Genomic DNA, 23,166 nt, shown 5'->3' on the forward strand with positions numbered 1-23,166 from the left:
ACCAAACGAAATTGATTGTGGAGGAATAAATATGGGAAAATTACTATTGTTCGTTATGATATTGTTTGAAGTTATTTTTGCAGTGGCCGGTATAATGAAAAGGTCGAGCCATGATAGGGTGAAGAATATAGCAAGGATTGTGGCATTTGTATTGTTTGCTATATTGTGTGCAACACCCATTATTGAACTAAGTTTTAGATGGTACGCCTTAGGTGCTTTACTGCTAATACTAGCGATGAAAGGATTATTTCAGATTTGTAATGGGAAAAAAATTGAAAAGCCTTACAAAAAGAGAAGGATTATATTAGGTGCTGTTTTGAGTAGTCTCATTTTCTTCTTGGTACTTGTTCCTGCGCTACTGTTTCCACAGTATACGACTCCAAAAACCACAGGTGATTACGCAGTTGCAACTGCGGATTACACGTATATAGATAAAAGCAGAGTAGATGAGAAGGGGGCCAATCCATATGTAAATGTATCTTTTTGGTATCCAGAGAATGTTAATGATACATTTCCCTTGGTAGTGTTTGATCATGGGGCGTTTGGAGTGAGAGAAAGCAACCATTCGGTATATCTAGAGCTTGCTAGTAATGGTTACGTGGTATGTTCAATTGACCATCCCGGACAATCTTTTTACACAAAATCAAAGTCAGGAAAAGTTACATATGTTAATATGAATTTCTTGAAAGAGGTTAACTATGGCAATAGCGAATCTTGTACAGCAGTAGAAGCATATGATCTTATACAAAAGTGGATGAAGGTTCGTACGGCAGATATGAATCTTACCCTTGATTCAATTTTAAATAATGTGAATAAAGAAAATGTAGGACTTCCATACAGTCTTATTAATACAGAAAAGATTGGCTTGTTTGGACATTCTATGGGGGCTGCAACAAGTGTCTGGGTTGGAGGAGAACGAAGTGATATTGATGCTGTAATCAATATTGATGGGCCATATTTCTCGGAAGTTTATTATGATGCTTCGACTGATGAGATACGCGCACTAGGAAGAGAGTATGACAAACCAATTCTTAATATATATTCTGATCAGGTGTGGCGACAACTAAAGGATGGGTATGAGAGTGGCGTATATGCAGCTAATAAAGTTTCCAAAGATATCTGCCAAGAAAGCTTTGATATGTATCTAGAAGGATCAAAACACCTTACGTTAACTGACTTGGCCTTGATCTCACCGTTTCTGACTGATACGCTTAATGGTGAAAAAACAACCATTGATATTGAATATTGTATGAAGATGGAGAGAGAAGCAATCCTTGAATTCTTCAACTGTTACCTAAAGGAGGGTCCTGCATATACAAAAACAGGGATATTTAGCAATGAATAAAGCTAATAAATATTTAAAGCTAATGAAGCTATAATCATAGAAAATATTGATGATATACTTATTTTTTTGATAAATTGATACTAATTTGTATAGAAATATTGAAATACTAAGAAGAGTATGTTATCATGCAAAGAGAAATTTATAGCAAAATAGAATCAAATAGTACTAAGGATGTGGGATTTATGACAGAAAAGCAATACGAAAGAGCAAATAAGTGTTTATTACCAGTATTAATAATATTGTATGGAGTTTTTCTATTACTTTCAGTGGCCATTATATTGGAGTCGGGGGTTAAAATCTCAGGGGTTGTGCAGCTAATAGGAAGTTTATTGGGTATCATAAGTAGTATGAATGTGTACAAAAGAAAAGGATCGACCAAAGAAGGTGCCACTCTTCTTATGTCGATCGGTGCATTGCTATATCTACTCATAATAGTTGTGAATGGGAGTAATTATGTATATAGTTATGCATTCCCAATTTTATGTGTTAGTATAATATACTTGAATATTAATTATATTAAGTATGGTGGTTGTGTTACGATCGTTGGAATACTTGTACATGGAATTAAATTAGGCATGATTGGTGAATTTGTGGTGGAGGCATTCGTTATTGCACTAATAATTGCTATATTAATAATTTCTGGTGCATACATAGTATGTAATCTGTTAGCAAAGTTTCATGATGAGAATATTGAAGCACAAGTTAAATCATATGATACGATGTTTCTTGTAGCAGATCAGTTAATTGAACACTTTGATACTGCAAAGGATATGCTTGCGAATGCCAAAAAGAGTATTGAGACAAGTAAATTATCCATGAATGAAATTGCAGAAAGTACAAGTAGTACTGCAGAGGCGATACAAGAGCAAGCGCTAATGTGTAATGAAATCACTCAGAATACAAGTGTTGCTAATGAGAAGGCTCAAGATATGATTCGTGGTTCTGAAAGGACATTGGAGAACGTAGCAGAAGGTGCCAAAGTAATTGTAGGGTTAAAGGAGCAAGCCTACAACGTGGAAGCAGCAAGTAATGATGCTGCGGGTTATACCAAAGAGTTAAGCAAGCGTGTCGATGAAGTGAAAGGTATTATTAATACGATTCTAAATATCTCAGGACAAACAAACCTATTGGCTTTGAATGCTTCTATTGAAGCAGCACGTGCTGGAGAAGCAGGAAGAGGTTTTGCAGTAGTAGCTGAGGAAATCCGAAAATTATCGGTACAAACGCAAGAGGCTACTACACAAATTACTGATATTATTAATGATTTGAATAACGAAGCAGATCGAACCGTTGATAGTATGGAGAAGTCAGTTGTATCAATAAAACAACAATCAGAATTAATTGATATTGCACAGAATAAGTTTAAGGCAATTGATCAAGAAATTAATTCATTGACAGCAATCATTAATGATATAGAAGGCGTAATCAAAGGAATTATATCATCAACGAATACAATAACAGATCATGTATCACATCTATCGGCAACTAGTGAAGAAATTGCAGCTTCTTCAGAAGAAGGCGTAAGAATCTCAGATGAGTCCTCCGAAAAGATGGTTAATTTGGTAGAGGTAATAGAAGTTACTTATGAATTGGCTGATGAATTGAAGAAATTTAAAGATAATATAAGTAATAACTAGCATCTATTATTATTTGCCAATTACTTGTAAATAGATTATAATGATATAAAACAAGGTCGAAAGTTTTCTTTCGGCCTTTGTTTTAAATAGAACAAAAGAATACATTTGAGTGTTGACAGATAGGGGGATTACCATGGATAAAAGTGTGATTCGTTATGCGCGTGAAGAGGATATTAGTTTAATTTTGAAGTTCATAAAAGAACTTGCTAAATATGAGAAAATGTTAGATGAAGTAATTGCAACGGAAGATCTGCTACGACAAGAATTGTTTGTGGATAATAGGGCAGAAGTAATCTTTTTAATGGTTGATGAAAAGGAAGTCGGTTTCGCTTTATTCTTTCATAATTTCTCAACATTTATGGGGCGTTCCGGTATGTATCTAGAAGATTTATACGTACTACCAGAATATCGTGGATTTGGATATGGTAAGGAACTCTTTAGACAAGTAGGTAAGATTGCAGCCGAACGTGGTTGTGGCCGCTTTGAATGGAGCTGTCTTAATTGGAATCAACCAAGTATTGATTTCTACCGTTCGCAAGGAGCACAGTCTATGGATGAATGGACTGTATACCGAATTACGGGAGATACATTAAGGAATATGATAGAAGAATAAGAGGTGAGAGTATTGATATGTAAGATGGTAATTCTATTAAATGTTTTTCTCTGTGTAGGTTCTAATATGGAGGCGTAAGCATCTACTTCGGACGAAACTTACACAGAGTATATGAATCGTCCTTCATCGGGGCCTACACATTATCGAGATTAATTTTGATAATGAAGGAGAAACCAATGAATATGTTACATTCTAAAAAAAGAATAAAAAGAGATAGTTCTAATAATAAACAATCAAGAAATAAATTAAGAAGTAATAAAACAAGAAACAATGCATTTAGCAATATGAGAAACTTCACATTATTTTGGCTTAGTGGGTCGGTTTCTCAATTAGGAAGTGCAATGACCAGTTATGCGCTAATCATATGGGCATATCAACTAACAAAGTCAGCTATGACGGTTTCTTTGATGTCGTTCTCTATGTATTTACCGTATATATGCATTAGCATATTTGCAGGTGCGTTCATTGACAGGCATTCCAAGAAGAAGATTATGTTGATTACGGATTTTATGGCAGCTATATGTACTTTTGTGATTTTTCTTTTAATAGTTACAAATCAGTTTCAGATCTGGCATATCTATATTGTGAATATGGTAATCGGATTTGCGAATTCGTTTCAGTCACCAGCACAATCTGTAGCAATCGGAATTATGGTACCGAAGGAAGAGTATACAAGAGCAAGTGGTATGAATTCCTTCTCAAACAATTTACTTATTGTGGTAACGCCAATGCTTGCAGCAAGTTTGATTTCGGTGGTTGGTTTGAGAGGGATCTTGTTAATTGACGTAGTGACATTTTTGTTCGCTGAGGTGGTTTTATTATTCTTTATAAAAATTCCTGAATTTATTAATAAGCATGTGAAGGAAAATCATAGTATATTTGCAGGGTGTAAGGAAGGGCTTCAGTTTTTATGTAATCACAAAGGGATTTTGCACATTGTATTAAGTATGGCTTGTATGAACTTTCTTTCCAGACTCACCTATGAGAATATATTGTCTCCAATGATCCTAGCTCGAAGCGGTGGTAATACACAGGTACTTGGTATAGTAACGGGGATGATTGGATTTGGTGGTGTTCTTGGTGGCCTATTAGTGTCACTTAGAAAAAAGAGTGGAAATAAGATTACAGAAATATTCTTAACAGCAGCGTTCTCATTCTTATGTGGTGATTTATTAATGGGTGTAGGTAGGAATGTAATCCTATGGAGTATAGCGGCCTTAGCAGCAAGTGTACCAATACCTTACATAACAGCTGCCCAGAATGTGATTATGTATGAAGTGATTCCACGAGAAGTTCAGGGAAGAATATTTGCGGTTAGGAATGCAATCCAGTTTTGTACCATACCAATTGGTATCTTATTAGGTGGTTTTCTAGCTGATTATGTCTTTGAACCGTTTATGGCAAGTGGTAGTCAAGGTGCAAACTGTATGCAAGTATTAGTTGGTAATACGGAAGGTAGTGGAATGGCACTAATGTTTGTGATGACGGGAGTGTTAGGGTGCCTGATAAGTCTGTTATGGTATCGAAGTAAGGAAATCCATAAGCTAAGGTGAATTCGGCACTTTTTCTTTGATAATAAAGATTATTAAATATAAAGTAATATTATAGACATAATAATTATTTGTTTAATCAAATAAAGAATGAATAAATACATGAAATAAAAGATATGATACTGAAAAGAATCAATGAAAACATGTTTAAATGATACAAAGATTCTTACAATTTTATTAATTTTATATCTCAAGTCGTATTCTTCCAGATTGACACTTGACATATCCTATATATTCTAGTAAATTATTTAGTAAATTATGAAGACAGGTAATGATACATACTACAGTAAAATAAACAGTATATAGGTTTGGAGGGTATAGAGTGGCGACAATTAAAGAAATAGCAGAGGTCGTAGGAGTTTCAAGCGCAACGGTATCGAGAGTTTTGAATTATGATGATACCATTTCGGTAAATGATGAAACTCGTAATTCGATATTTCGGGTAGCAGACGAACTTGGATATAAGAAAAAAGTTATTAATCCTAAGATAGAGAATGTGGCTTTTTTGTATTGGGTATCAGATAAAGATGAGCTTGAAGATGTCTACTACAAGACAATACGAACAGAGATTGAAAAAGAGGCAGCACAGCGTAATATTAAGTTAACCGTATACAAGAAAAATCAAGGAATGAAAGCGATTGATAAGAATAGTTCCGTGTTTATTGCACTTGGTTGGTTTAACAGAAGTGAACTTAATTATTTGAATCGTATTATAGAGAATGGAATCTTTATTGATTCCTCACCTGATGAACGTTATTTTGATGCGGTAAGACCAAATCTTGATTCCGTTGTTACACAAATCGTTGATTACTTCATAGAGAAAGGCCATAAGTCACTAGGGTTTATAGGTGGAACAGATCGGAATATCGATACCTGTGAAACATCAATGGATGTGAGAGAGTGGTCATTCCGTGAGAGTGCCAAATACTATGGTGTATTAGAGGAAAAGAATATCTTCGTAACGGAATATTTTTCGGTGGAGGAGGGATATCGCTTAGCGACAAAAGCAATTGAGGCGTTAGGTGATGCTGTGCCGACTGCTTTTTGTGTAGCAAGTGACACGCTTGCTATTGGCGCGTTACAGGCGTTTAATGAACATGGATTTGCTATACCTGAGAGGGTTGCTTTCTTTAGCATTAACGATGTTAGTGTTGCACAATACGTATCTCCACCATTAACAACGTTTCATATTGATATACCACTATTGTGTGAAGCGGCTCTAGACTTAGTGCAAGAAAGAATGATAAAAGGTAGAAAAATCACAAAAACAGTATTTGTTAATGGAACCCCAATTTTTCGTAAGAGTTGTTAATGAAGAAACAGAATATTTTGGAGCTGGTTTTTTAGTTTCGTAATCTTTGGAGGAGGTGTACAAAAGTACACCTCCTTTTTTGGTTGTTTTTTATATTGACGTTAATAAGAAACGGTGTTAACTTATAAGTAAATAATTTACCAATAAATAATTAAAATATTTACTAGAAAAAGTGAAGCGAATGAGTGCTTAGCTATTCGCATATCACAAGTTGTCTTGTGATACACATGGGACATAGTGTGAATAAAATTTTTCACACGCATATTTGTGCCTGCCAACCAAAGTTTGTAGATTTTAGAAAGGAATGGAGATTGATATGAAGAAAGTTGTAGTTATGGGATTTGTATTCATGATGTGTGTTGCAATGGTAGGTTGTAAGAAAGAAAATTCCAGTAAGGAGAGTAAGCAAACGGGAAGTGGAGGAGCAGCTGCGGTAGCTGATGAGTCTGGAAACTATGTCGTAAATGGAGATTTTGAGACAGAAGATTTGTCGGCTTGGACAATTACCAACGTGGAAGATGTTACAGAAGATTTGGGTTGGTATGACCGGGAAACAGATGCTACTTCTGGTAAAGGAAGTCTACATTTTTATTCTAGTGGTAACGTAGCATTTACAGTGGAACAAAAGCTTACAGGATTACCGGAAGGAAAGTACACATTATCTTGTAACATACAAGGGGATGGTGCTGTGGATCCGGATATTTATCTATATGCAATAGTAAATGGTCAAACTTTTAAAGCTGAGACTTCATTAGTTGGTTATACCACGTGGAGTACACCAGTATTAGATGAGTTAAACATTACTGATGGTGATATCACGCTAGGTATTGCAGTAAACAATGGACCTGGTGGTTGGGGTACAATTGATGACTTTAGTCTTATACAACAATAGGAGGAAACAGGATGAGTTTAATGAAAGGTATGGATGTCTCCATGTTACGTGAACTTGAAGAGTGTGGAGCAAAATATTATTTTAACGAGGAAGAGATGGATATCTTTCAAATATTTAGTAAGACTGGAGTGAATGCAGTAAGATTGCGTTTATGGCATACACCATTTAGCAAGGAAGAATTACCATACGGTGGTGGAACGAATGATCTTCTTACTACAATACTATTAGCACAAAGGATTATGAGATATGGATTGGACTTTATATTGGATATTCACTATAGTGATTTTTGGACTGATCCCAAAAAACAAATCAAACCCAAGGCTTGGGAGAACCTTCACGGTGTAGAACTGGAAAATGCAGTTTACAATTATACGAAGAAAGTTCTAAATGAACTGAAAGCATTTGATATTAAGACAAAGTACGTTCAAGTCGGAAATGAAATCACAAAAGGTTTCCTATGGCCAGATGGACATATTGAAAATCATGAGGGAATGGTAAAACTTCTGCGCGCTGGAATACAAGCAGTAAAAGAATTTGATCCAGATATTAAGATTATATTGCATCTAGATTATGGTACAGATAATGCGTTGTACCTAGAATGGTTCCATATGATTGAACCATATCACTTAGAATTTGATATAATAGGAATGTCTTACTATCCATATTGGAATGGAGATTTGCAAAGTCTTTTATTTAATATGAATGATATCAGCAAGACGTTTGGTAAAGATATCATTGTTGCAGAAACTGCGTTTGGTTATACCAGTGATTCATTTGGCTGCAAAGGAATGATTTTTTCTGATGAATTAGCTGAGACAGTTCCTTATGAGATAAGTAAGGAAGGGCAAAAGCACTTTATGAAAGATTTAATGAATACGTTACATAATGTGGAAGAGAATCATGGCTTGGGATTTATCTATTGGGAGCCTTCTTGGTTACCGATTAAAGAGTGTACGTGGGCAACAAAGGAAGGATGTGTGTATACGAAAGACGAAGGTGAGATTGGTAATTCATGGGCAAATCAAGCATTGTTTGATGAGAAGGGAAAAGCCAATCCGGTATTTGAATTATTCAATGAGTAGAGAAGCGTTTGCAATTGACTAATTTGGATTAAAGTAGAAAGGATAGTAGAAGGTATGAAAAAAAATAGAGTTATTGGGGTTCTAGCATGTTTATCCTTGAGTGTACTACTTGTAGGTTGTGGTCAACAGAAGAAGTCAGATAAGTTAGTTATCTGGTCGAATATGGAAGTTGAGGCAGATACAATTAAAGAATATGGGGAAAAGTGGAGCAAAGAAACTGGGTATGAGATAGAGATTGTTCATGAAACACCAGATGTGCAACAGTTTGTGCAAGCAACGAATAGTGCATCTGGACCAGATGCAGTAATAGGTATCGCGAATGATCAGCTTGCGAATTATGTAACGGCAGGCCTTGTCTCAGAGGTTCCGCAAGAATTGTTTCAAGATAGTGATTATGTAGAGGCAGCAGTGGAGGCTTGTTATGTTGATGGCAAGAGATATGCGGCACCATTAGCGGTTGAGACAGTTACTTTGTTCTATAATACAGACAAAGTTCCCAGTGCTCCAGTAACCTGGGAAGAGTTGCTTCAAGTAGCCAGTGAACAAGGTGGCATTCAATTTGAAGCAACAAGCATCTACTATGATTTGGGATTTGTTCGTGCTTTTGATAGTTATATATTTCCTTATAAAGATGGAGAATATGATGTGAATGATTTGGGACTAGGTAATAAGGGAGCTGTGAACGCGTATGAATTTATTCAAAGTCTAGCAGGTGAATATGGATTCTTATCAGCGAACGTAACAAGTGATATTGCTAAAAGTAATTTCCAAAATGGAGAAACTGCATTTTACATAGGAGGACCTTGGGATGTAGATGGGTTTACGTCGGCAGGTACTCCGTTTGCTGTAGCACCAATGCCATCACTAAACAATAATAATTTTGTAACACCAGTTGGAACGCAAGTAAGTTTTGTTAGTAAGAAATCAAAAAAACAAGATCGTGCGTGGGATTTTATTATGTATCTAATGGAGAAGGGAGCAATTGATTTATATAATGTAGGAGCTAGAATACCTGCTAATATATCCCTTCAACAGATGGAAGAGATTCAGTCAGACGAGATATCAAAGGCGTTTGTAGAGCAAATAAATCAAGGAGAACCTTTACCAACTGTATCAGAGTTAGGGCAGGTATGGACTCCATACACCAATAATATGAAAGCGATGTTAAATGGAGAAATTGATGCAGCTACAGCAGCTTCGAATATCGAAAAGCAGATTAAAGAGGGTATCGAATTAATGAATTCTGGAAGGTAGGCGTAAGGATGATGCATAAGAAGAAAAAAAGCTTGGCGGCGTATCCATTTTTGCTTCCAGCATTGATATCAATAGCAATAGTAACTTGTATACCAATTATATATACCATAGTTATTTCATTTACAAATTACAATCTATATCATATTGAAGAGTTCAGTTTTATTGGAATTAAGAATTACTTAGAAGTTATTAGCGGAAGTATTCGTGCTGTTTTCTTTCCTGTTTTAGGGTGGACCATTGTTTTTGCAGCTCTAAGTACACTTGGTTCTTATGCTATAGGAATGTTTCTGGCAGTACTACTCAATAATCCTCATATGAAAGAATCCAAGGTGTATCGTTCCATATTGATTATTCCTTGGGCATTACCTGCAACAATTGCTATATTGGCTTGGCAAGGTTTGCTTAATGAACAATATGGAGGAATTAATAATTTATTACATACTCTTGGGTTACAGACAGCAATACCTTGGATGACAGATGTATTTTGGGCTAGATTTGGAATTATCATGGTAAATCTATGGCTAGGTTTCCCTTATATGCTAAACGTTTGTCTTGGAAGCTTACAGTCTATATCAACTACCTATTATGAAGCTGCTAAGATTGACGGTGCAACGAAATGGCAAAGCTTTCGCAACATAACGTTTCCTCTAGTGTTTAAAGTATCTGTTCCGTTAGTTGTCGCGACGTTCGCATCGAATTTTAATAACTTTGGCAATATCTATATGATTACGGAAGGTGGTCCAGCAAGACTGGAATCGCAATTTGCTGGTTATACGGATATATTAGCTAGCACGACTTACAAGATGACAACTTGGTCAAATCGCTATGATTTGGCGGCAACCTTTAGTGTTTTTGTATTTATTATCGTGGGTGTACTAACTTTGGTTAACATGAATCTTTCTGGTTCATTTAAGGAGGCAGATTAGATGAAAAGACAGAATAATATTGCAGGAAAACTAACCAATAGTCAGAGAAGAACTCTTTGGATAAGTCGAATTATTATATGGGTTATTATAGTCATGGTGTTGTTTCCTGTGTTTTGGATTTTAATGTCTTCCTTTTCGCTTGGAGATAGTTTCTTTTTGACTTCACTATTTCCAGAAACATTTAGTTTGAAGAATTATAAAACACTTTTCACAGAAACTAATTTTACAATTTGGGTTATTAATTCTTTGAAAATATGTTTGGCAACGGCCGTTATACAGCTTGTTATAACTTCTATGGCTGCCTATGCATTCGCGAGATTACGTTTTAAAGGAAGAAAAATTGGATTAAAGACATTACTTATATTGCAAGTATTTCCAAGTAGTATGGCGTTATCTGGATACTACATTATGATATATAAATTGGGGTTAGTGGATAGTAGTTTGGCATTAATATTGGTTTTGGCAGGTGGTAGTGCATTTAATATATGGTTATTAAAGTCCTATATTGATGGTCTTCCTGTTGAGCTTGATGAGGCAGCATTTGTTGATGGTGCTGGACATTGGATCGTATATAGTAGAATTATACTACCACTGGCAGTACCACAATTAGTTGTAATCTTTTTATTCTCATTCATTGGTACATATAGCGAATACGTAATATCGTCGGTATTCTTACAATCGCCGGGTAAGCAAACACTGGCGCTTGGATTACAGTCTTTTATTACCAATCAGTTCGCGGCACATTGGACTTTATTTTCTGCAGCTGCAGTTATATCTTCTTTGCCAATTATGTTTATCTTCATGGCACTGCATAGATTTATTCAGAATGGACTGGTAGCTGGAGGTGTAAAGCAATAAATTATCAAATGGAGGTATATTATGAAGAAGGTAGTAACATTTGGCTTGATTATTGTACTTGCAATTATGGGACTTGGAAGTAGTAGCTTGTATTCAAAGGCATCTAGAACTAGTAGTGATTACTCTGATTTTATTCGTGGAGTTGATATCTCTATGCTTGCTCAGATTGAAGAACTTGGGGGAAAATATTATCAGAATGGAGTCCAAAAAGATGCAATTAAAATCTTAGCGGACAATGGGGCGAATTATGTAAGACTGCGTCTTTGGGTTAATCCTTATGATAGTAACGGGAATAGTTACGGTGGAGGACATAATGATTATGCAACCACCTTAGCACTAGCCAAGAGAGCAAAAGCTGCAGGAATGAAAGTTCTGATTGATTTTCACTTAAGTGATTATTGGGCAGATCCAGGTACACAGTCAAAACCAAAAGCATGGAAAGATTTATCCTATTCATCATTGAAGACAACACTATACAACTATATGAAGACAACAATGACGAATTTTAAGAATGCCGGTTGTACTCCAGATATGGTTCAGATTGGTAATGAAACCTCATCAGGAATTCTATGGGATGATGGACTTGTTGGTAGTGGAAATGACGATTTCACTAAACTTGGTGAATTATTAAATTCAGCTATAACAGGTGTAAGAGACGTAGTTGGTTCTAGTACTAAGATTATTCTTCATCTGGATAATGGAGGTAGTTATTCTCTATATACATGGTGGTTTGGTAGTTTATTAGAAAGTCAGCCAAATCTTGATTTTGATATTGTTGGGTTAACCTATTATCCAATGTGGCACGGTACCTTAGATGAACTACAGTATAATATGAATAATATTGTTAATACCTATAACAAAGATGTATGTGTGGTAGAAACCGCGTACGGCTGGACTACAGCTGACGGGGATGGTCTTGGTAGTTCGTTTAATGAGACGGATGCAACGAACGCGGGATATCCTGCTACCGTGCAAGGACAAATCGATTTTATGGATGATTTAGAAAGTGTAATACTTAATGTTCCAGATAATCGCGGTCTTGGATTCTTCTATTGGGAGCCAGAATGGACCCCGGTTGACGGCGCATATTGGGGAACAGAAGCAGGGAAAGCATATATTAATGATGATGGGATTTTATCAAATCCATGGGATAACTTGACGTTGTTTGATTTTAATGGTAATGCACTTGATTCTATTAAGATATTAAATGCTCCAACAAAGAATACCGTTACAAACCCAAGTTTTGAACTAAATGGAGTTACCAATACACCGACTGGCTGGAATGTTTGGTTAGGTACCGGTGCGGATACTTCAACAGTTAAAACAGAATGGGGAGGATATTCAGAAGATTACAAACTTTCCTTCTGGGATGATTCAAACTACACTTGCTCTATCTACCAAACCATTAGTGGTCTTGAAAATGGAACCTATTCGCTATCAGCTTGGATTATGAGTAGTGGAGGTCAGAGTAAATGTCAAATCTATGCGAAGAATTATGGCGGAACCGAGAAAATCGGTGCTGTACCAACCAGTGATATCGGTTGGATGAGAGTTACCATCGATAATATACAAGTTACCAATGGGAAATGTGAGATCGGATTATATACCATTGCCAATGCAAACAACTGGGTTAACATTGACCAGATTATTTTTAGAAAGAAATAATATATAATGGTTATTTTACTGCCGTACTACAGGAGTTATCTTGGAGTACGGCAGTGTTTATTACATAGTGAGAAACAGGATTAAGCTATACACTAGCTAAATTTTATATATAGTAATGAAACAAGAATAGACGTATATCAATATAAGCATTATAATATTACATAGACAAAAGAGGCAACATGATTGGAGATAATAATAATGTTTATAAAAGAAGATAATACGTTTAATGATATGAGAAAAAATTCTACGATGCAATGGCTTGAGCAATTACTTGAGGGAGAAGATGTAGTGGATAAACACGGTGCGAAGCTTACACTAGAATATATCGAATATCTTAATCATAAGAATGATGAGTTAAAGGAACAAATAGCCTTACGTGATGATTTCCTAAGACGCTTAAAATCTAAAGAAGGCAAGAAGTAATGAACTGCCACAGGAGAGAACGAGAAGTAGTTCTCTCCCGTGGTAGTTTTTATGTCGTGATTCTATAGAGTGCTTTACTCTACTACTATTCAGTCAGTGGCTTCATAGTAACAAATGATTGCTAAATTGTCCCTTTGATTTTAACTAATTACAAAGAAGTGGTTGACTTGTACTGGTAAAAGATGTATAACATAATTCTGACTCTTTTATAAGAGCCTAAAACTGAATAAATAGAATTGCTCATTCATGAACAGTTCTTTGTCGGTTTTGTTTTGGCAAAATCCAAGACAAACCAACCGACTTGGCAAGATATGAAAATATAACTACCAGGAGGAAGCACAATGATTACGATGAAAAATGTATGTAAATCGTACAAAGTAGCAAGAAGAAACGCAGGCTTTAAAGAAGCTTGCAAATCACTGTTCCATAGGGAATATGAGACCATTCAGGCATTGAATGATGTCAGTTTTACCATTAACGAAGGGGAAATGGTCGGATATATTGGTCCGAATGGAGCAGGAAAAAGTTCTACTATTAAGATTCTAAGTGGGATACTAACACCAGACAGTGGAACCTGTACCGTAAATGGACGGGTACCGTGGGAGAACCGAATACAACATGTTAAGAATATAGGCGTTGTATTTGGTCAAAAGTCACAACTATGGTGGGATGTTCCCGTCATTGATTCCTTTTTATTATTAAAGGACATCTATTCTATACCAGATGACATCTATCAAAATAATCTAGAAGAGCTACAGAAGCTATTAGATCTAAAACAACTCTTACGAACACCCACAAGACAGTTATCCTTAGGACAACGTATGCGTTGCGAAATCGCAGCCTCACTTCTTCACAGTCCAGATATCTTATTCCTTGATGAACCGACAATCGGACTTGATGCAGTATCAAAACTCGCTGTTAGAGAATTCATCTTGCGTTTGAATGAGACGCATAAGACAACTGTTATTCTGACAACGCATGACATGCAAGATATTGAAGCGTTAACAAAACGTATCATCCTTGTTGGAAAAGGAAGAATTCTTCTTGATGGATCTCTAGCAGATATCAAAGAAGGCAACGCCAACATCGACGAAACGGTTGCTCAAGTATATCGTTCCTATGATATATAGTGGGAAAGGAGTGAGAATGTTAATATGAATAAATATCTATCGTTTTTTCGACTACGGTTTGCAATGGGGATGCAATATCGTATGGCAGCATTTGCAGGGGTAATTACGCAATTTGTATGGGGGGCTATGGAGATTTTAATCTATACTGCATTCTATGATGCGAATGCAGCAGCGTTTCCTATGACATTCCAGGCAACCGCAACGTACATATGGTTGCAACAAGCATTCCTTGCCTTCTTTATGGCTTGGTTTATGGAGGAAGAGATCTTTGATTCTATAATTAGTGGGAATATCGCATATGAACTGTGTAGACCAATTCGTATCTATAATATGTGGTTTGCTAGAAGTGTAGCAAATCGCCTATCAAGGGCGATATTACGTTGCTTTCCAATATTACTAATTGCAGCTTTTTTGTCGAAACCATATGGAATGTCTGCACCATCAAGTGCGGTTAATTTTATACTTTTTCTAGTTACTATGATATTGGGGTTGTTAGTTACGGTTTCTTTTTGTATGTTAGTTTATGTATTAACGTTCTTTACGGTATCACCACAAGGGCTCCGGATTGTCTTTGTATCCATGGTGGAATTCTTTGCAGGGGCAGTAATTCCATTGCCATTTTTCCCAGATAAGATACGAGAGGTTCTAGAATTGTTACCGTTTGCCGCGATGCAGAATGTACCACTTAGAATCTATAGTGATGATTTATCAGGAATTGCGATTGTAAAACCTGTTGCTTTGCAGATAACTTGGCTAATCGTTCTTACTGGGGTTGGTTACAACCTATGCCGATATGCAGAAAAGCGCGTAAGATTGCAGGGAGGTTGACAGATGAAGAATATGATGCGAAAATCTTTTAAATTATATAGTCATTATGTTTCAATCAATGTAAGAGGTATGATGCAGTACAAATCATCCTTTGTACTAACTATGATTGGACAATTCTTAGTATCCTTCAATGTATTCTTGGGAATATATTTTATGTTTCAGCGGTTTCCCAGTGTAAAGGGATACTCTTATAGTGAAGTTTTATTGTGTTTCTCAATTATGTTAATGGAATTTTCTTTGGCGGAATGTTATGCTCGTGGATTCGATGCATTTGCAGGAATGGTGAGAAGGGGAGAGTTTGACCGTGTTATGGTTCGGCCAAGGAATGAGATTCTTCAAGTTCTTGGTAGTAAATTCGAATTGACGAGAATTGGTAGAATGTTGCAAGCAGTCGTTATGTTTGTATATGGAATTATGAACAGTGACATTCATTGGACAGGTAGTAAAATCATTACGATTGTATTTATGTTACTAGGTGGTACTGCGTTATTTACAGGGATATTTCTCATATACGCTGCCTTATGTTTCTTTACCTTAGATGGGTTGGAATTTATGAATGTTTTTACGGATGGAGCAAGAGAATATGGCAAGTACCCAGTTGGGATTTACGGTAAGAGAATGCTACAATTTTGTACCTTCATTGTTCCGTATGCCTTGGTACAGTATTATCCGTTACTTTATTTACTTGATAGAAGAACGAGCATGATCTATGTGTTCATTCCGTTACTAGCGTTTTTGTTCTTGATTCCATGTTATGCGCTGTGGAGATTCGGTGTAAGACACTATAAATCCTCTGGATCTTAAAAACAAAAAAGTACTTGACCCTCGTATTATGCGAGGGTTTATTATTTGGCTATAGAAGTTAATGATTACATTTAGTGAAGAAAAAGAGATATTATAAATAGTGATTTGATACAGTATAAGGTTGATTATTATGAAAATTATGGATATACTTAGAGAAGTTTATGGAGGTAGGAGTTGTGAATCAATATGAACTTGATAACAATTTAAAAACAATATATAGGAGTAGTAAAAAAGAACCATTTTTTGTAGAGGTACCAACAATGAGTTATCTTACATTTGATGGGAAAGGTCATCCTTGCGAGGAAGACTTCCAGTCAGCCAGTGAAGCCTTGTTTACTCTGTCTTACATAGTGAAGTTTGAGATTGCTCGCAAGAAACTGAATATAGATTATAAAGTAAATCCAATGGAGATTACTTGGTATTTGGATAAGAGTAACGACGGAATCACATTTATATGGACAATGATGATTATGCAACCGAAATTCATAATGAAAGAAATGATTCGAAATGCTATTAAGATAGCAAAAGATAAAGGTAAGAACATCGCTTATGACAGAGTTGATTTTAAAGAAATAGAATTTGGTAATTGTATTCAATGTTTTCATTTGGGGGATTATAATAAAATGAATGATACACTGGAAAAAATGATTGCTATTGCTAAAGAAAACAATTTATGCTATGACCAATATACACATGATATATATTTAAACGATATGAGAAAAACAAAAATTGAAAACTATAAAACAATTATGAGAATTAAAACATATAAGGACAAGTCATAAATAGGAGAGTGAATATATGAAAACATATGCTGCAATCGATAAAATAGGACAAGCTATCATTGTCGATGGTTTATGTGAAGCCATTGTCTTAAAAGGGTCAATCGGAAGGGGAGACGATGATGAGTATTCCGATGTTGATATGTATGCAATTGTGACAGAGGAAAACTATCAAGCTTTTATGGAACGAAGAGAAACATATCTTAAGTCATATAGAGATATTGTTTTTTTAGAGGAAAACGATTTTGGTGTAAAACAGATGTTAGCAATCTATGACGATGCTTTGCATGTTGATCTCTACACTACAACAATGGAACAACTTGATCATGGTAACCCAGTTAAGGTGTTTTATGATCCGAAGAATTTGTTTGATAATTATCAAGTTGTTCATAATATGTATACCAAGGAAGATCTTATAAGCATCTTTGATGATTCGTTATACTATTTCGTAGAGGCGAGTTCGGCCTATGCGAGAAAGAATTATCCATGGACTGCACACATACTTGCAAGTGCCATCGCTGGTTGTACGATCCTTCTGAGAAACCGATATGACAAAGAGTATGCATTCCTTGGCCTTAAGAAGATTAATGAAATTTTGCCAGAGGATGAATATGCGTTAATCGAAGCTGCTTATGCGAATCTTAATCAAGATGGTTTTCAAAAGGCTAATACATATATATTAAAAATGCTTGAAATAATACTTGATAGCATGGAAGAAAGTGAACGTAATGCTTGTAACCTTAAGTTTTATGAATGGTGTAAGGAGAATGTGAACGTGACATTGTTTGCATATAAGTAGCAAAGAAAGCTAAATAATATATGGCTTAACTGCAAGATGCGGTGGGAAAGGAAGACAACTATGAAATGTAATTGTGGGTTTATAAATCAAGAAGGTTCAAAATATTGTCAACATTGTGGAACTAAATTAAGAAAAAAGGAAAGTATGTTCAGCAGAGACAATATTAGTTCTACAGGAACGATAGCTGGAGCTGGGGCAAAAGGGGTATCTGTAGCACCGTTAGCTTATAAGAATGGCAAAGAAGATCGTAAAGTAGCCCCACGAATTACAATTACTCCATTAGAAGATGGAACTTGGTTTTGTCCATTGTGTGGTGAGAAGAATACTGGCAACGGTTGTAGAGGGTGTGACTTTACAAGATAGAGTGTGGTTTGATATGAGAGAGGTAATGATGGGGTTTAATTATGATTGAGATATATAAGAAGAATGAGTCTGAAACAAATGAAGTTGTTTCAAAGTCCATATTAGTTTTATTTGGATTTGTATTGCTTATTGGAGTTTTTTGTTGGATAGGCGTGTTTGATGTTTATGATTATATGATTAATGGGTTTATTATAGCAGCGACAATGCCTTTACTTTTGCCAACAATAGTAGTTAGACTACTACATGTGGATAAACCTTTTGTAAAATATCTACTTATTACCTGTGTAGTGCTAGTTACTGGTGTTGCTTATGTAGTATTTACGTTTCAAACTGTTATTATATTCGTTATACCGTCGATTATAGCTACGTTCTATTTAGATTTAAAGGTAATGCGCTATTCAGGAATAATCAGTATAATCAATATTGCCTTGGCACATATGTTTACGTGCTTTCACTTGTTCCAGCCTTGGATTGAGCCATTTGGTGGCATGAAACCAATTATGTTATATGGTGCACTACCAAGAATACTGCAATATTTAGTTTGTATTACTCTATTGTATCTGCTATGCAAAAGGATTTTAGAATTCTTTAAAGGTTTTTATCAAGTGATTCAAGAGGAGAAGAAAGTACCTGATGTTTGTAATACCAAAAATCCTACGGAACTTGACTATATATTAGAAAAATTAACGGAACGTGAACGAGAAGTCTTTGAGTTACTGGTACAGGGGTTTACGAATACACAAATTGCAAACAAACTTTACCTATCAAATGGTACTATTAAGAATTATGTATCCGTTATCTATGATAAGGTTGGAACAAGGGATCGTACCGCGTTAGTGCTTAAATATAGCCTGTTCTATCGTGGTAATGACCAGAGTCATACATAACTTATTACCTTGGTAACTGGTAAAAACTAAGCTCTTTGAAGATAATGATAACAAAAAATCTGATAGGAGTGAACAAAGTGAAAATTGAAAAAAGAGGGAAAAGAGTATTAAGGGTTTTAATTTGCATTGTCTTTATTATACTGATAGCAATAGTAATTAATTTCATACCAACTTGGAATCTCAAAACAAAGGGTATGCATAAATTAGAGGGAGAATGGATTACTGTATATTATGAAACAGAAGAAGCAGCTGCAAAAGACGTTTTTGTATTAGCAGAAAACAAAGCAGAAGAACTTACAAAAAAATTAGGTTTCACAGCTAAACAAGATGTCAATATATACATATATGATAACCAAAAGACTATGCAAAGAAAGAAGTATGGGTTTATTGCGCCGATGCTAAGTCTTGACTGGTACATCGGAGATAATATTGGTACCAATGTCATATTAACCTCGCCTGCCAATCCAGGGAAAGTACATACTTATGATAATAATAAATATGCAGTATTACATGAGATGGTTCATGGGTATGTAAGCATACTGAATGAGAAAGTACAATTATGGTTAACAGAAGGAATGGCGTTATATCTAGGCAACGGAGAACCTTTTCAGAGATCGTATCTTGCCTCCATGAAAATTCCTTCCTATTCGGATATACAAACAAAAAATCCAGTTAGATTCTCTAAAATGAGTGGATATACATTTGCACATACCTATATTGATTATCTAGAGGTGACATATGGATGGGAAAAAGTAATAGAAATAATAAGAACTGAGGATTATCATAAGGTATTAGGAAAATCAGAAAAAGAAATATATCAAGAATGGGTAGAGTATATCAATAAATAGTCAATTGCCCATATAAAACAACTAGGAAAGGTGCCAATAAGTAACATATATTAGTGGTATCTAATCGAATTGGTTAAGAAAATAAGAAAAAAATAAATAATTTAGTAGAGTTGGTATAGGATAAAGTATAAAAATGTATCTGATATATTCAAATTGCTTAATAAAAAATAAAAAATTAATAAAATTATAATACAATTTAACAAAAACCCATTGACGTTAATGCTAATATAGAATAAAATGTAGAAGTACATAATAATGACTTGGGGGGATCAGACATGAAATGTGGAAAATGCAGTTTTGTAAATTCAGAAGGGTCAAGGTACTGTCAACATTGTGGTACTAGATTATTTGTGAGTAGAGGTAAGATAGGTAGGGAGCACGTTAACGAAACCAGAACGATAGAAGGAGTTAGAGCACATGGGGTGGTAGTTACACCTTTAGCTAAAAAACATGTAAATACGTCTGGAAGAATAATGCCTCAAATCACTATAATACCTCATGAAGATGGAACGTGGTTCTGTCCATTATGTGGAGATAAGAACACGGAGGTATGCTGTAAAAGTTGTGATTTCGAAAGGTATGAGAAGGTCTAATTGAAATAAACAACTATATTTAATAGAGTGCATAGCAAAAGATGCGGTTTATAGGAGTATCAATTACTGATGGATTAATTAGTAATAATGATATATTCCTATGAACCGCTTTTTAATGTATTAGTAGTATTATGAAGAGTAACTAACGTTTAGATTAAAGTTTCGTATATACAGAGTAGCTAGTACTCTTCTCAAACCCGATTTTTATAGCAGTAGAGGCAGAACCTTGATTCGTTGCATCACAACCCCAATCAGGAAGCATACCTTTTTCCAATACATATCTAACCATTCTTGCAGCACATAATGTAGCAAAGCCCATACGGCGGTAATCGGGTTGCGTTTCAATACCAATGTCTATTTTTCCATCACCAATACCTGAGCTAAAAGAAGTGCTAACGATACGATTTTTTGTTACATCATATATACCAAAACCTTTACCAAATTTAAAAAAATCGTTATCATTATCCCAAGAATAACTAGGGATTACTCTTCCGGATACTCTTACGAGATGATCAGATTGGATTTCGAAGTAAGAAAATCCCTCAGGTAGAACGGTTCTGTTATTCTCGAGAATACTCTTTTGATAGGAATTCTGGTTGAAAATAAAGGAAAAACGTTCACGTTTTTGAATATCAGGATTTCTTTCATGGAAGGAATCTAATACAGTAATCCAGTTATGAGCCTCCTTAGAAACAATCAAATAAAAGCTTCTTTGATCTGGTTCGAATGTACGGTCTAGGAGAGAATATAAACTCTCAATAAACTTTGAATCTTTTGTTTGTCCAGTTACATAAACAATACCACAATAATGCCAAAAGATTGCGGCTTGTGGAGCGGTCGTATCGTCTACGAAGATACGACCAGTTTGAATACCATCAAGAATTGAGGCAGGGTAGGAAGTTTCGCAAGTGATTTCTGAAGACAAATATACTAATTGTTGATAAAGCGGACTTTTTTTGAATGTATCACATAAAGTACAGTCTTTTAGTCCTGATAGATTAATTTTTTTCATTGTAAGGGAGTATTATAACTCCGCACCTCCTTTTTGGTTATGTTATAACTTCTCTAGGAAGTTTATTAGTTTTGGTATAGTCCATTGTAAAATTATTACGATAGGGTTACAATAAGAATAATTGTAAACTGTACCCATACAATAAGAACGCTATGTATTGAGGAGGGGATTCGAATTAAGAAATATGAGGAAATAATAACGTATATTCATGAAAACTATCTATCGCAAGGTAAGTATGTGGAAAGAAAATTACCCTCGATTCGTCAGTTGGCTCTTGAATTACAATGTAGTAGAAACAGTGTGATTCGTGCCTATATGGAGTTGGAGCAACAACATAAGATTTACTCGATTCCCCAAAGTGGATATTATATTATGCAGGAAGGAATATGTAAAGTTAGAGTAGAAGAATGTATTGATTTGATAAGTTCAAATACTGATAAAAGAGCTTTGCCTTATCGAGAATTTGCACACTGTATGAATCGCGCAGTAGAAAAGTACAAGGAAGAATTGTTTCAGTATCCGAATCCACAAGGATTTCCTTCTTTGTGTAATACTTTAGTTTCTGTGTTGAGAAACCGACAAGTATATGTTAAGAAAGAACAAATCTGTATAACCAATGGCGTGCAACAAGCAATTGACATATTGTTTGGGATGAGATTAGACAGTAAGAAAGATACGATTGTATTAGAGATGCCAGGGTATCCATTGGCAACAGAAGTTGCAAGTAGGAATGCTTGGAAGATTCGGTATGTTCGAAGAGATGATGAAGGAATTGATATGGAACGCTTGGAATCGTATTTTAAGGAGGGGAATGTAAGTTACTTCTACCTTATGCCTAGATTTCAAAATCCTATGGGTTGCTGCCTAGCAGACAGGCAGAAAAAACAGATTATAGAGTTAGCAGTAAAATATGAAGTTTACATAATTGAAGATGATTATCTGGCAGAACTCGATATCGTACAGGAGCGACTACCGCTGCATTATTATGATATCGATGAACGAGTAATCTATCTGGCTGGTTTTTCAAAAAGTTTTATGCCAGGCCTTCGAATAGGAGCGGTGTGTTTGCCAAGGGTAATACTAGATCAATTTATGTCTTACAAATATCCAAGTGATCTAGGAACTTCAACATATTTACAAGGCACACTTGAGATGTTTCTAATTAATGGTATGTATGAAAGGCATTGTAATAAGATTAGGGAAATCTACAGTGAGAAGATGCAAATATGTAGACTGTATTATGAACGATATAGGGATAGAATGCATGCAAGGCTTAAGGTACCTGAATCGGGATATTATCTATGGATAACATCTTGGAAAGCTATTAATAAGTATCAAGTTACTTGGTTAGTAGATGAGCTGAAAAAACAAGGGATATTAGTATTGAATGGGGAAAAGTTTTATCCGGAGAAGGTTGATGTTTCAGCAATTCGAATCTGTATCTCTAATTGCACAATAGAACAGATGAAAATGGCACTAGAGCTGATATTTGAAACTATCATTGAATTAGAAGAAAAAGTATTAAACTAAAGAAAGTAGTGGAGTGGAAATAGAACATAAATAAAG

At 35.3% G+C, this 23,166-nt stretch carries 23 protein-coding genes; 22 read left to right on the plus strand and 1 reads right to left on the minus strand.

The window, feature by feature from the left end; genetic code table 11:
* Positions 1-31: 31 nt before the first annotated feature.
* The 21 genes from BUB90_RS13675 to BUB90_RS13775 all read left to right on the plus strand — a co-directional run bounded on the left by BUB90_RS13675 (position 32) and on the right by BUB90_RS13775 (position 20,588).
* Entirely contained in the window at positions 32-1,345 is a 1,314-nt protein-coding gene (locus BUB90_RS13675) for an alpha/beta hydrolase family protein (protein ID WP_073288708.1), read from the plus strand.
* Between the two features lie 182 nt (positions 1,346-1,527).
* Positions 1,528-2,982 carry a methyl-accepting chemotaxis protein gene (locus BUB90_RS13680; RefSeq protein WP_073289046.1) on the plus strand — a complete coding sequence of 485 codons (1,455 nt, stop codon included), beginning with the start codon at positions 1,528-1,530 and terminating at the stop codon, positions 2,980-2,982.
* Positions 2,983-3,115: 133 nt separating this feature from the next.
* Positions 3,116-3,595: a GNAT family N-acetyltransferase gene (locus BUB90_RS13685; RefSeq protein WP_073288709.1), complete on the plus strand. Its 480-nt coding sequence runs from the start codon at positions 3,116-3,118 to the stop codon at positions 3,593-3,595.
* Between the two features lie 176 nt (positions 3,596-3,771).
* The gene (locus tag BUB90_RS13690; protein WP_330393796.1) at positions 3,772-5,148 is read left to right on the plus strand and encodes an MFS transporter; all 1,377 of its coding nucleotides are present in this window, start codon (positions 3,772-3,774) and stop codon (positions 5,146-5,148) included.
* 319 nt (positions 5,149-5,467) lie between these two features.
* Entirely contained in the window at positions 5,468-6,457 is a 990-nt protein-coding gene (locus tag BUB90_RS13695; RefSeq protein ID WP_073288710.1) for a LacI family DNA-binding transcriptional regulator, read from the plus strand.
* A 316-nt stretch (positions 6,458-6,773) separates the two neighbouring features.
* Complete coding sequence (locus BUB90_RS13700; RefSeq protein WP_073288711.1) at positions 6,774-7,349, plus strand: hypothetical protein; 576 nt, start codon at positions 6,774-6,776, stop codon at positions 7,347-7,349.
* An 11-nt stretch (positions 7,350-7,360) separates the two neighbouring features.
* A complete protein-coding gene (locus BUB90_RS13705) occupies positions 7,361-8,431 on the plus strand; it encodes a glycoside hydrolase family 53 protein (RefSeq protein WP_073288713.1) in 1,071 nt (356 codons plus the stop codon).
* Positions 8,432-8,485: 54 nt separating this feature from the next.
* Positions 8,486-9,685, plus strand: a complete 1,200-nt coding sequence (locus tag BUB90_RS13710; RefSeq protein ID WP_073288714.1) for a sugar ABC transporter substrate-binding protein — start codon at positions 8,486-8,488, stop codon at positions 9,683-9,685.
* 8 nt (positions 9,686-9,693) lie between these two features.
* The gene (locus BUB90_RS13715) at positions 9,694-10,611 is read left to right on the plus strand and encodes a carbohydrate ABC transporter permease (RefSeq protein WP_242952544.1); all 918 of its coding nucleotides are present in this window, start codon (positions 9,694-9,696) and stop codon (positions 10,609-10,611) included.
* Positions 10,612-11,469 carry a sugar ABC transporter permease gene (locus BUB90_RS13720; RefSeq protein ID WP_073288715.1) on the plus strand — a complete coding sequence of 286 codons (858 nt, stop codon included), beginning with the start codon at positions 10,612-10,614 and terminating at the stop codon, positions 11,467-11,469.
* 21 nt (positions 11,470-11,490) lie between these two features.
* Positions 11,491-13,134: a glycoside hydrolase family 53 protein gene (locus BUB90_RS13725; protein ID WP_073288716.1), complete on the plus strand. Its 1,644-nt coding sequence runs from the start codon at positions 11,491-11,493 to the stop codon at positions 13,132-13,134.
* Between the two features lie 198 nt (positions 13,135-13,332).
* Positions 13,333-13,557, plus strand: a complete 225-nt coding sequence (locus BUB90_RS13730) for a hypothetical protein (protein WP_073288718.1) — start codon at positions 13,333-13,335, stop codon at positions 13,555-13,557.
* A 341-nt stretch (positions 13,558-13,898) separates the two neighbouring features.
* Positions 13,899-14,687 (plus strand): ABC transporter ATP-binding protein, encoded by a 789-nt coding sequence (locus BUB90_RS13735; protein WP_073288720.1) that lies wholly within the window; start codon positions 13,899-13,901, stop codon positions 14,685-14,687.
* Positions 14,688-14,711: 24 nt separating this feature from the next.
* Positions 14,712-15,515 carry an ABC transporter permease gene (locus BUB90_RS13740; protein ID WP_073288723.1) on the plus strand — a complete coding sequence of 268 codons (804 nt, stop codon included), beginning with the start codon at positions 14,712-14,714 and terminating at the stop codon, positions 15,513-15,515.
* A gap of 3 nt (positions 15,516-15,518) precedes the next feature.
* Entirely contained in the window at positions 15,519-16,319 is an 801-nt protein-coding gene (locus tag BUB90_RS13745) for an ABC transporter permease (RefSeq protein ID WP_330393797.1), read from the plus strand.
* Between the two features lie 176 nt (positions 16,320-16,495).
* A complete protein-coding gene (locus BUB90_RS13750) occupies positions 16,496-17,101 on the plus strand; it encodes a GyrI-like domain-containing protein (protein WP_170865498.1) in 606 nt (201 codons plus the stop codon).
* Between the two features lie 16 nt (positions 17,102-17,117).
* Positions 17,118-17,897: a hypothetical protein gene (locus BUB90_RS13755; RefSeq protein WP_073288726.1), complete on the plus strand. Its 780-nt coding sequence runs from the start codon at positions 17,118-17,120 to the stop codon at positions 17,895-17,897.
* Between the two features lie 60 nt (positions 17,898-17,957).
* Positions 17,958-18,260 (plus strand): zinc ribbon domain-containing protein, encoded by a 303-nt coding sequence (locus BUB90_RS13760; protein WP_073288727.1) that lies wholly within the window; start codon positions 17,958-17,960, stop codon positions 18,258-18,260.
* 41 nt (positions 18,261-18,301) lie between these two features.
* Positions 18,302-19,147, plus strand: coding sequence for a helix-turn-helix domain-containing protein (locus BUB90_RS13765; protein ID WP_073288728.1), 846 nt, complete (start codon positions 18,302-18,304; stop codon positions 19,145-19,147).
* 77 nt (positions 19,148-19,224) lie between these two features.
* Entirely contained in the window at positions 19,225-19,995 is a 771-nt protein-coding gene (locus BUB90_RS13770) for a gluzincin family metallopeptidase (RefSeq protein ID WP_242952545.1), read from the plus strand.
* Positions 19,996-20,270: 275 nt separating this feature from the next.
* Complete coding sequence (locus tag BUB90_RS13775; protein ID WP_073288730.1) at positions 20,271-20,588, plus strand: hypothetical protein; 318 nt, start codon at positions 20,271-20,273, stop codon at positions 20,586-20,588.
* 154 nt (positions 20,589-20,742) lie between these two features.
* Here the strand turns inward: BUB90_RS13775 and BUB90_RS13780 are convergent, their stop codons facing one another.
* On the minus strand, positions 20,743-21,600 hold the full coding sequence (locus BUB90_RS13780) for a GNAT family N-acetyltransferase (RefSeq protein WP_073288731.1): 858 nt from the start codon (positions 21,598-21,600) through the stop codon (positions 20,743-20,745).
* Positions 21,601-21,837: 237 nt separating this feature from the next.
* Here BUB90_RS13780 and BUB90_RS13785 point away from each other — a divergent pair, with 237 nt between their 5' ends.
* On the plus strand, positions 21,838-23,130 hold the full coding sequence (locus BUB90_RS13785) for an aminotransferase-like domain-containing protein (protein ID WP_084139266.1): 1,293 nt from the start codon (positions 21,838-21,840) through the stop codon (positions 23,128-23,130).
* Positions 23,131-23,166: the final 36 nt, after the last annotated feature.

This window comes from Anaerosporobacter mobilis DSM 15930 (assembly GCF_900142955.1).
Lineage (GTDB): Bacteria > Bacillota > Clostridia > Lachnospirales > Lachnospiraceae > Anaerosporobacter > Anaerosporobacter mobilis.

Excerpts from the sequence above, each read along its gene's own strand:
- BUB90_RS13745 (WP_330393797.1), top strand. The coding sequence starts at position 15,519 with ATGAAGAATATGATGCGAAAATCTTTTAAATTATATAGTCATTATGTT.
- BUB90_RS13780 (WP_073288731.1), bottom strand. The coding sequence starts at position 21,600 with ATGAAAAAAATTAATCTATCAGGACTAAAAGACTGTACTTTATGTGAT.
- BUB90_RS13720 (WP_073288715.1), top strand. The coding sequence starts at position 10,612 with ATGAAAAGACAGAATAATATTGCAGGAAAACTAACCAATAGTCAGAGA.
- BUB90_RS13680 (WP_073289046.1), top strand. The coding sequence starts at position 1,528 with ATGACAGAAAAGCAATACGAAAGAGCAAATAAGTGTTTATTACCAGTA.
- BUB90_RS13725 (WP_073288716.1), top strand. The coding sequence starts at position 11,491 with ATGAAGAAGGTAGTAACATTTGGCTTGATTATTGTACTTGCAATTATG.
- BUB90_RS13765 (WP_073288728.1), top strand. The coding sequence starts at position 18,302 with ATGATTGAGATATATAAGAAGAATGAGTCTGAAACAAATGAAGTTGTT.
- BUB90_RS13775 (WP_073288730.1), top strand. The coding sequence starts at position 20,271 with ATGAAATGTGGAAAATGCAGTTTTGTAAATTCAGAAGGGTCAAGGTAC.
- BUB90_RS13740 (WP_073288723.1), top strand. The coding sequence starts at position 14,712 with ATGAATAAATATCTATCGTTTTTTCGACTACGGTTTGCAATGGGGATG.
- BUB90_RS13685 (WP_073288709.1), top strand. The coding sequence starts at position 3,116 with ATGGATAAAAGTGTGATTCGTTATGCGCGTGAAGAGGATATTAGTTTA.
- BUB90_RS13700 (WP_073288711.1), top strand. The coding sequence starts at position 6,774 with ATGAAGAAAGTTGTAGTTATGGGATTTGTATTCATGATGTGTGTTGCA.
- BUB90_RS13675 (WP_073288708.1), top strand. The coding sequence starts at position 32 with ATGGGAAAATTACTATTGTTCGTTATGATATTGTTTGAAGTTATTTTT.
- BUB90_RS13735 (WP_073288720.1), top strand. The coding sequence starts at position 13,899 with ATGATTACGATGAAAAATGTATGTAAATCGTACAAAGTAGCAAGAAGA.
- BUB90_RS13730 (WP_073288718.1), top strand. The coding sequence starts at position 13,333 with ATGTTTATAAAAGAAGATAATACGTTTAATGATATGAGAAAAAATTCT.
- BUB90_RS13690 (WP_330393796.1), top strand. The coding sequence starts at position 3,772 with ATGAATATGTTACATTCTAAAAAAAGAATAAAAAGAGATAGTTCTAAT.
- BUB90_RS13705 (WP_073288713.1), top strand. The coding sequence starts at position 7,361 with ATGAGTTTAATGAAAGGTATGGATGTCTCCATGTTACGTGAACTTGAA.
- BUB90_RS13715 (WP_242952544.1), top strand. The coding sequence starts at position 9,694 with ATGATGCATAAGAAGAAAAAAAGCTTGGCGGCGTATCCATTTTTGCTT.
- BUB90_RS13760 (WP_073288727.1), top strand. The coding sequence starts at position 17,958 with ATGAAATGTAATTGTGGGTTTATAAATCAAGAAGGTTCAAAATATTGT.
- BUB90_RS13755 (WP_073288726.1), top strand. The coding sequence starts at position 17,118 with ATGAAAACATATGCTGCAATCGATAAAATAGGACAAGCTATCATTGTC.
- BUB90_RS13710 (WP_073288714.1), top strand. The coding sequence starts at position 8,486 with ATGAAAAAAAATAGAGTTATTGGGGTTCTAGCATGTTTATCCTTGAGT.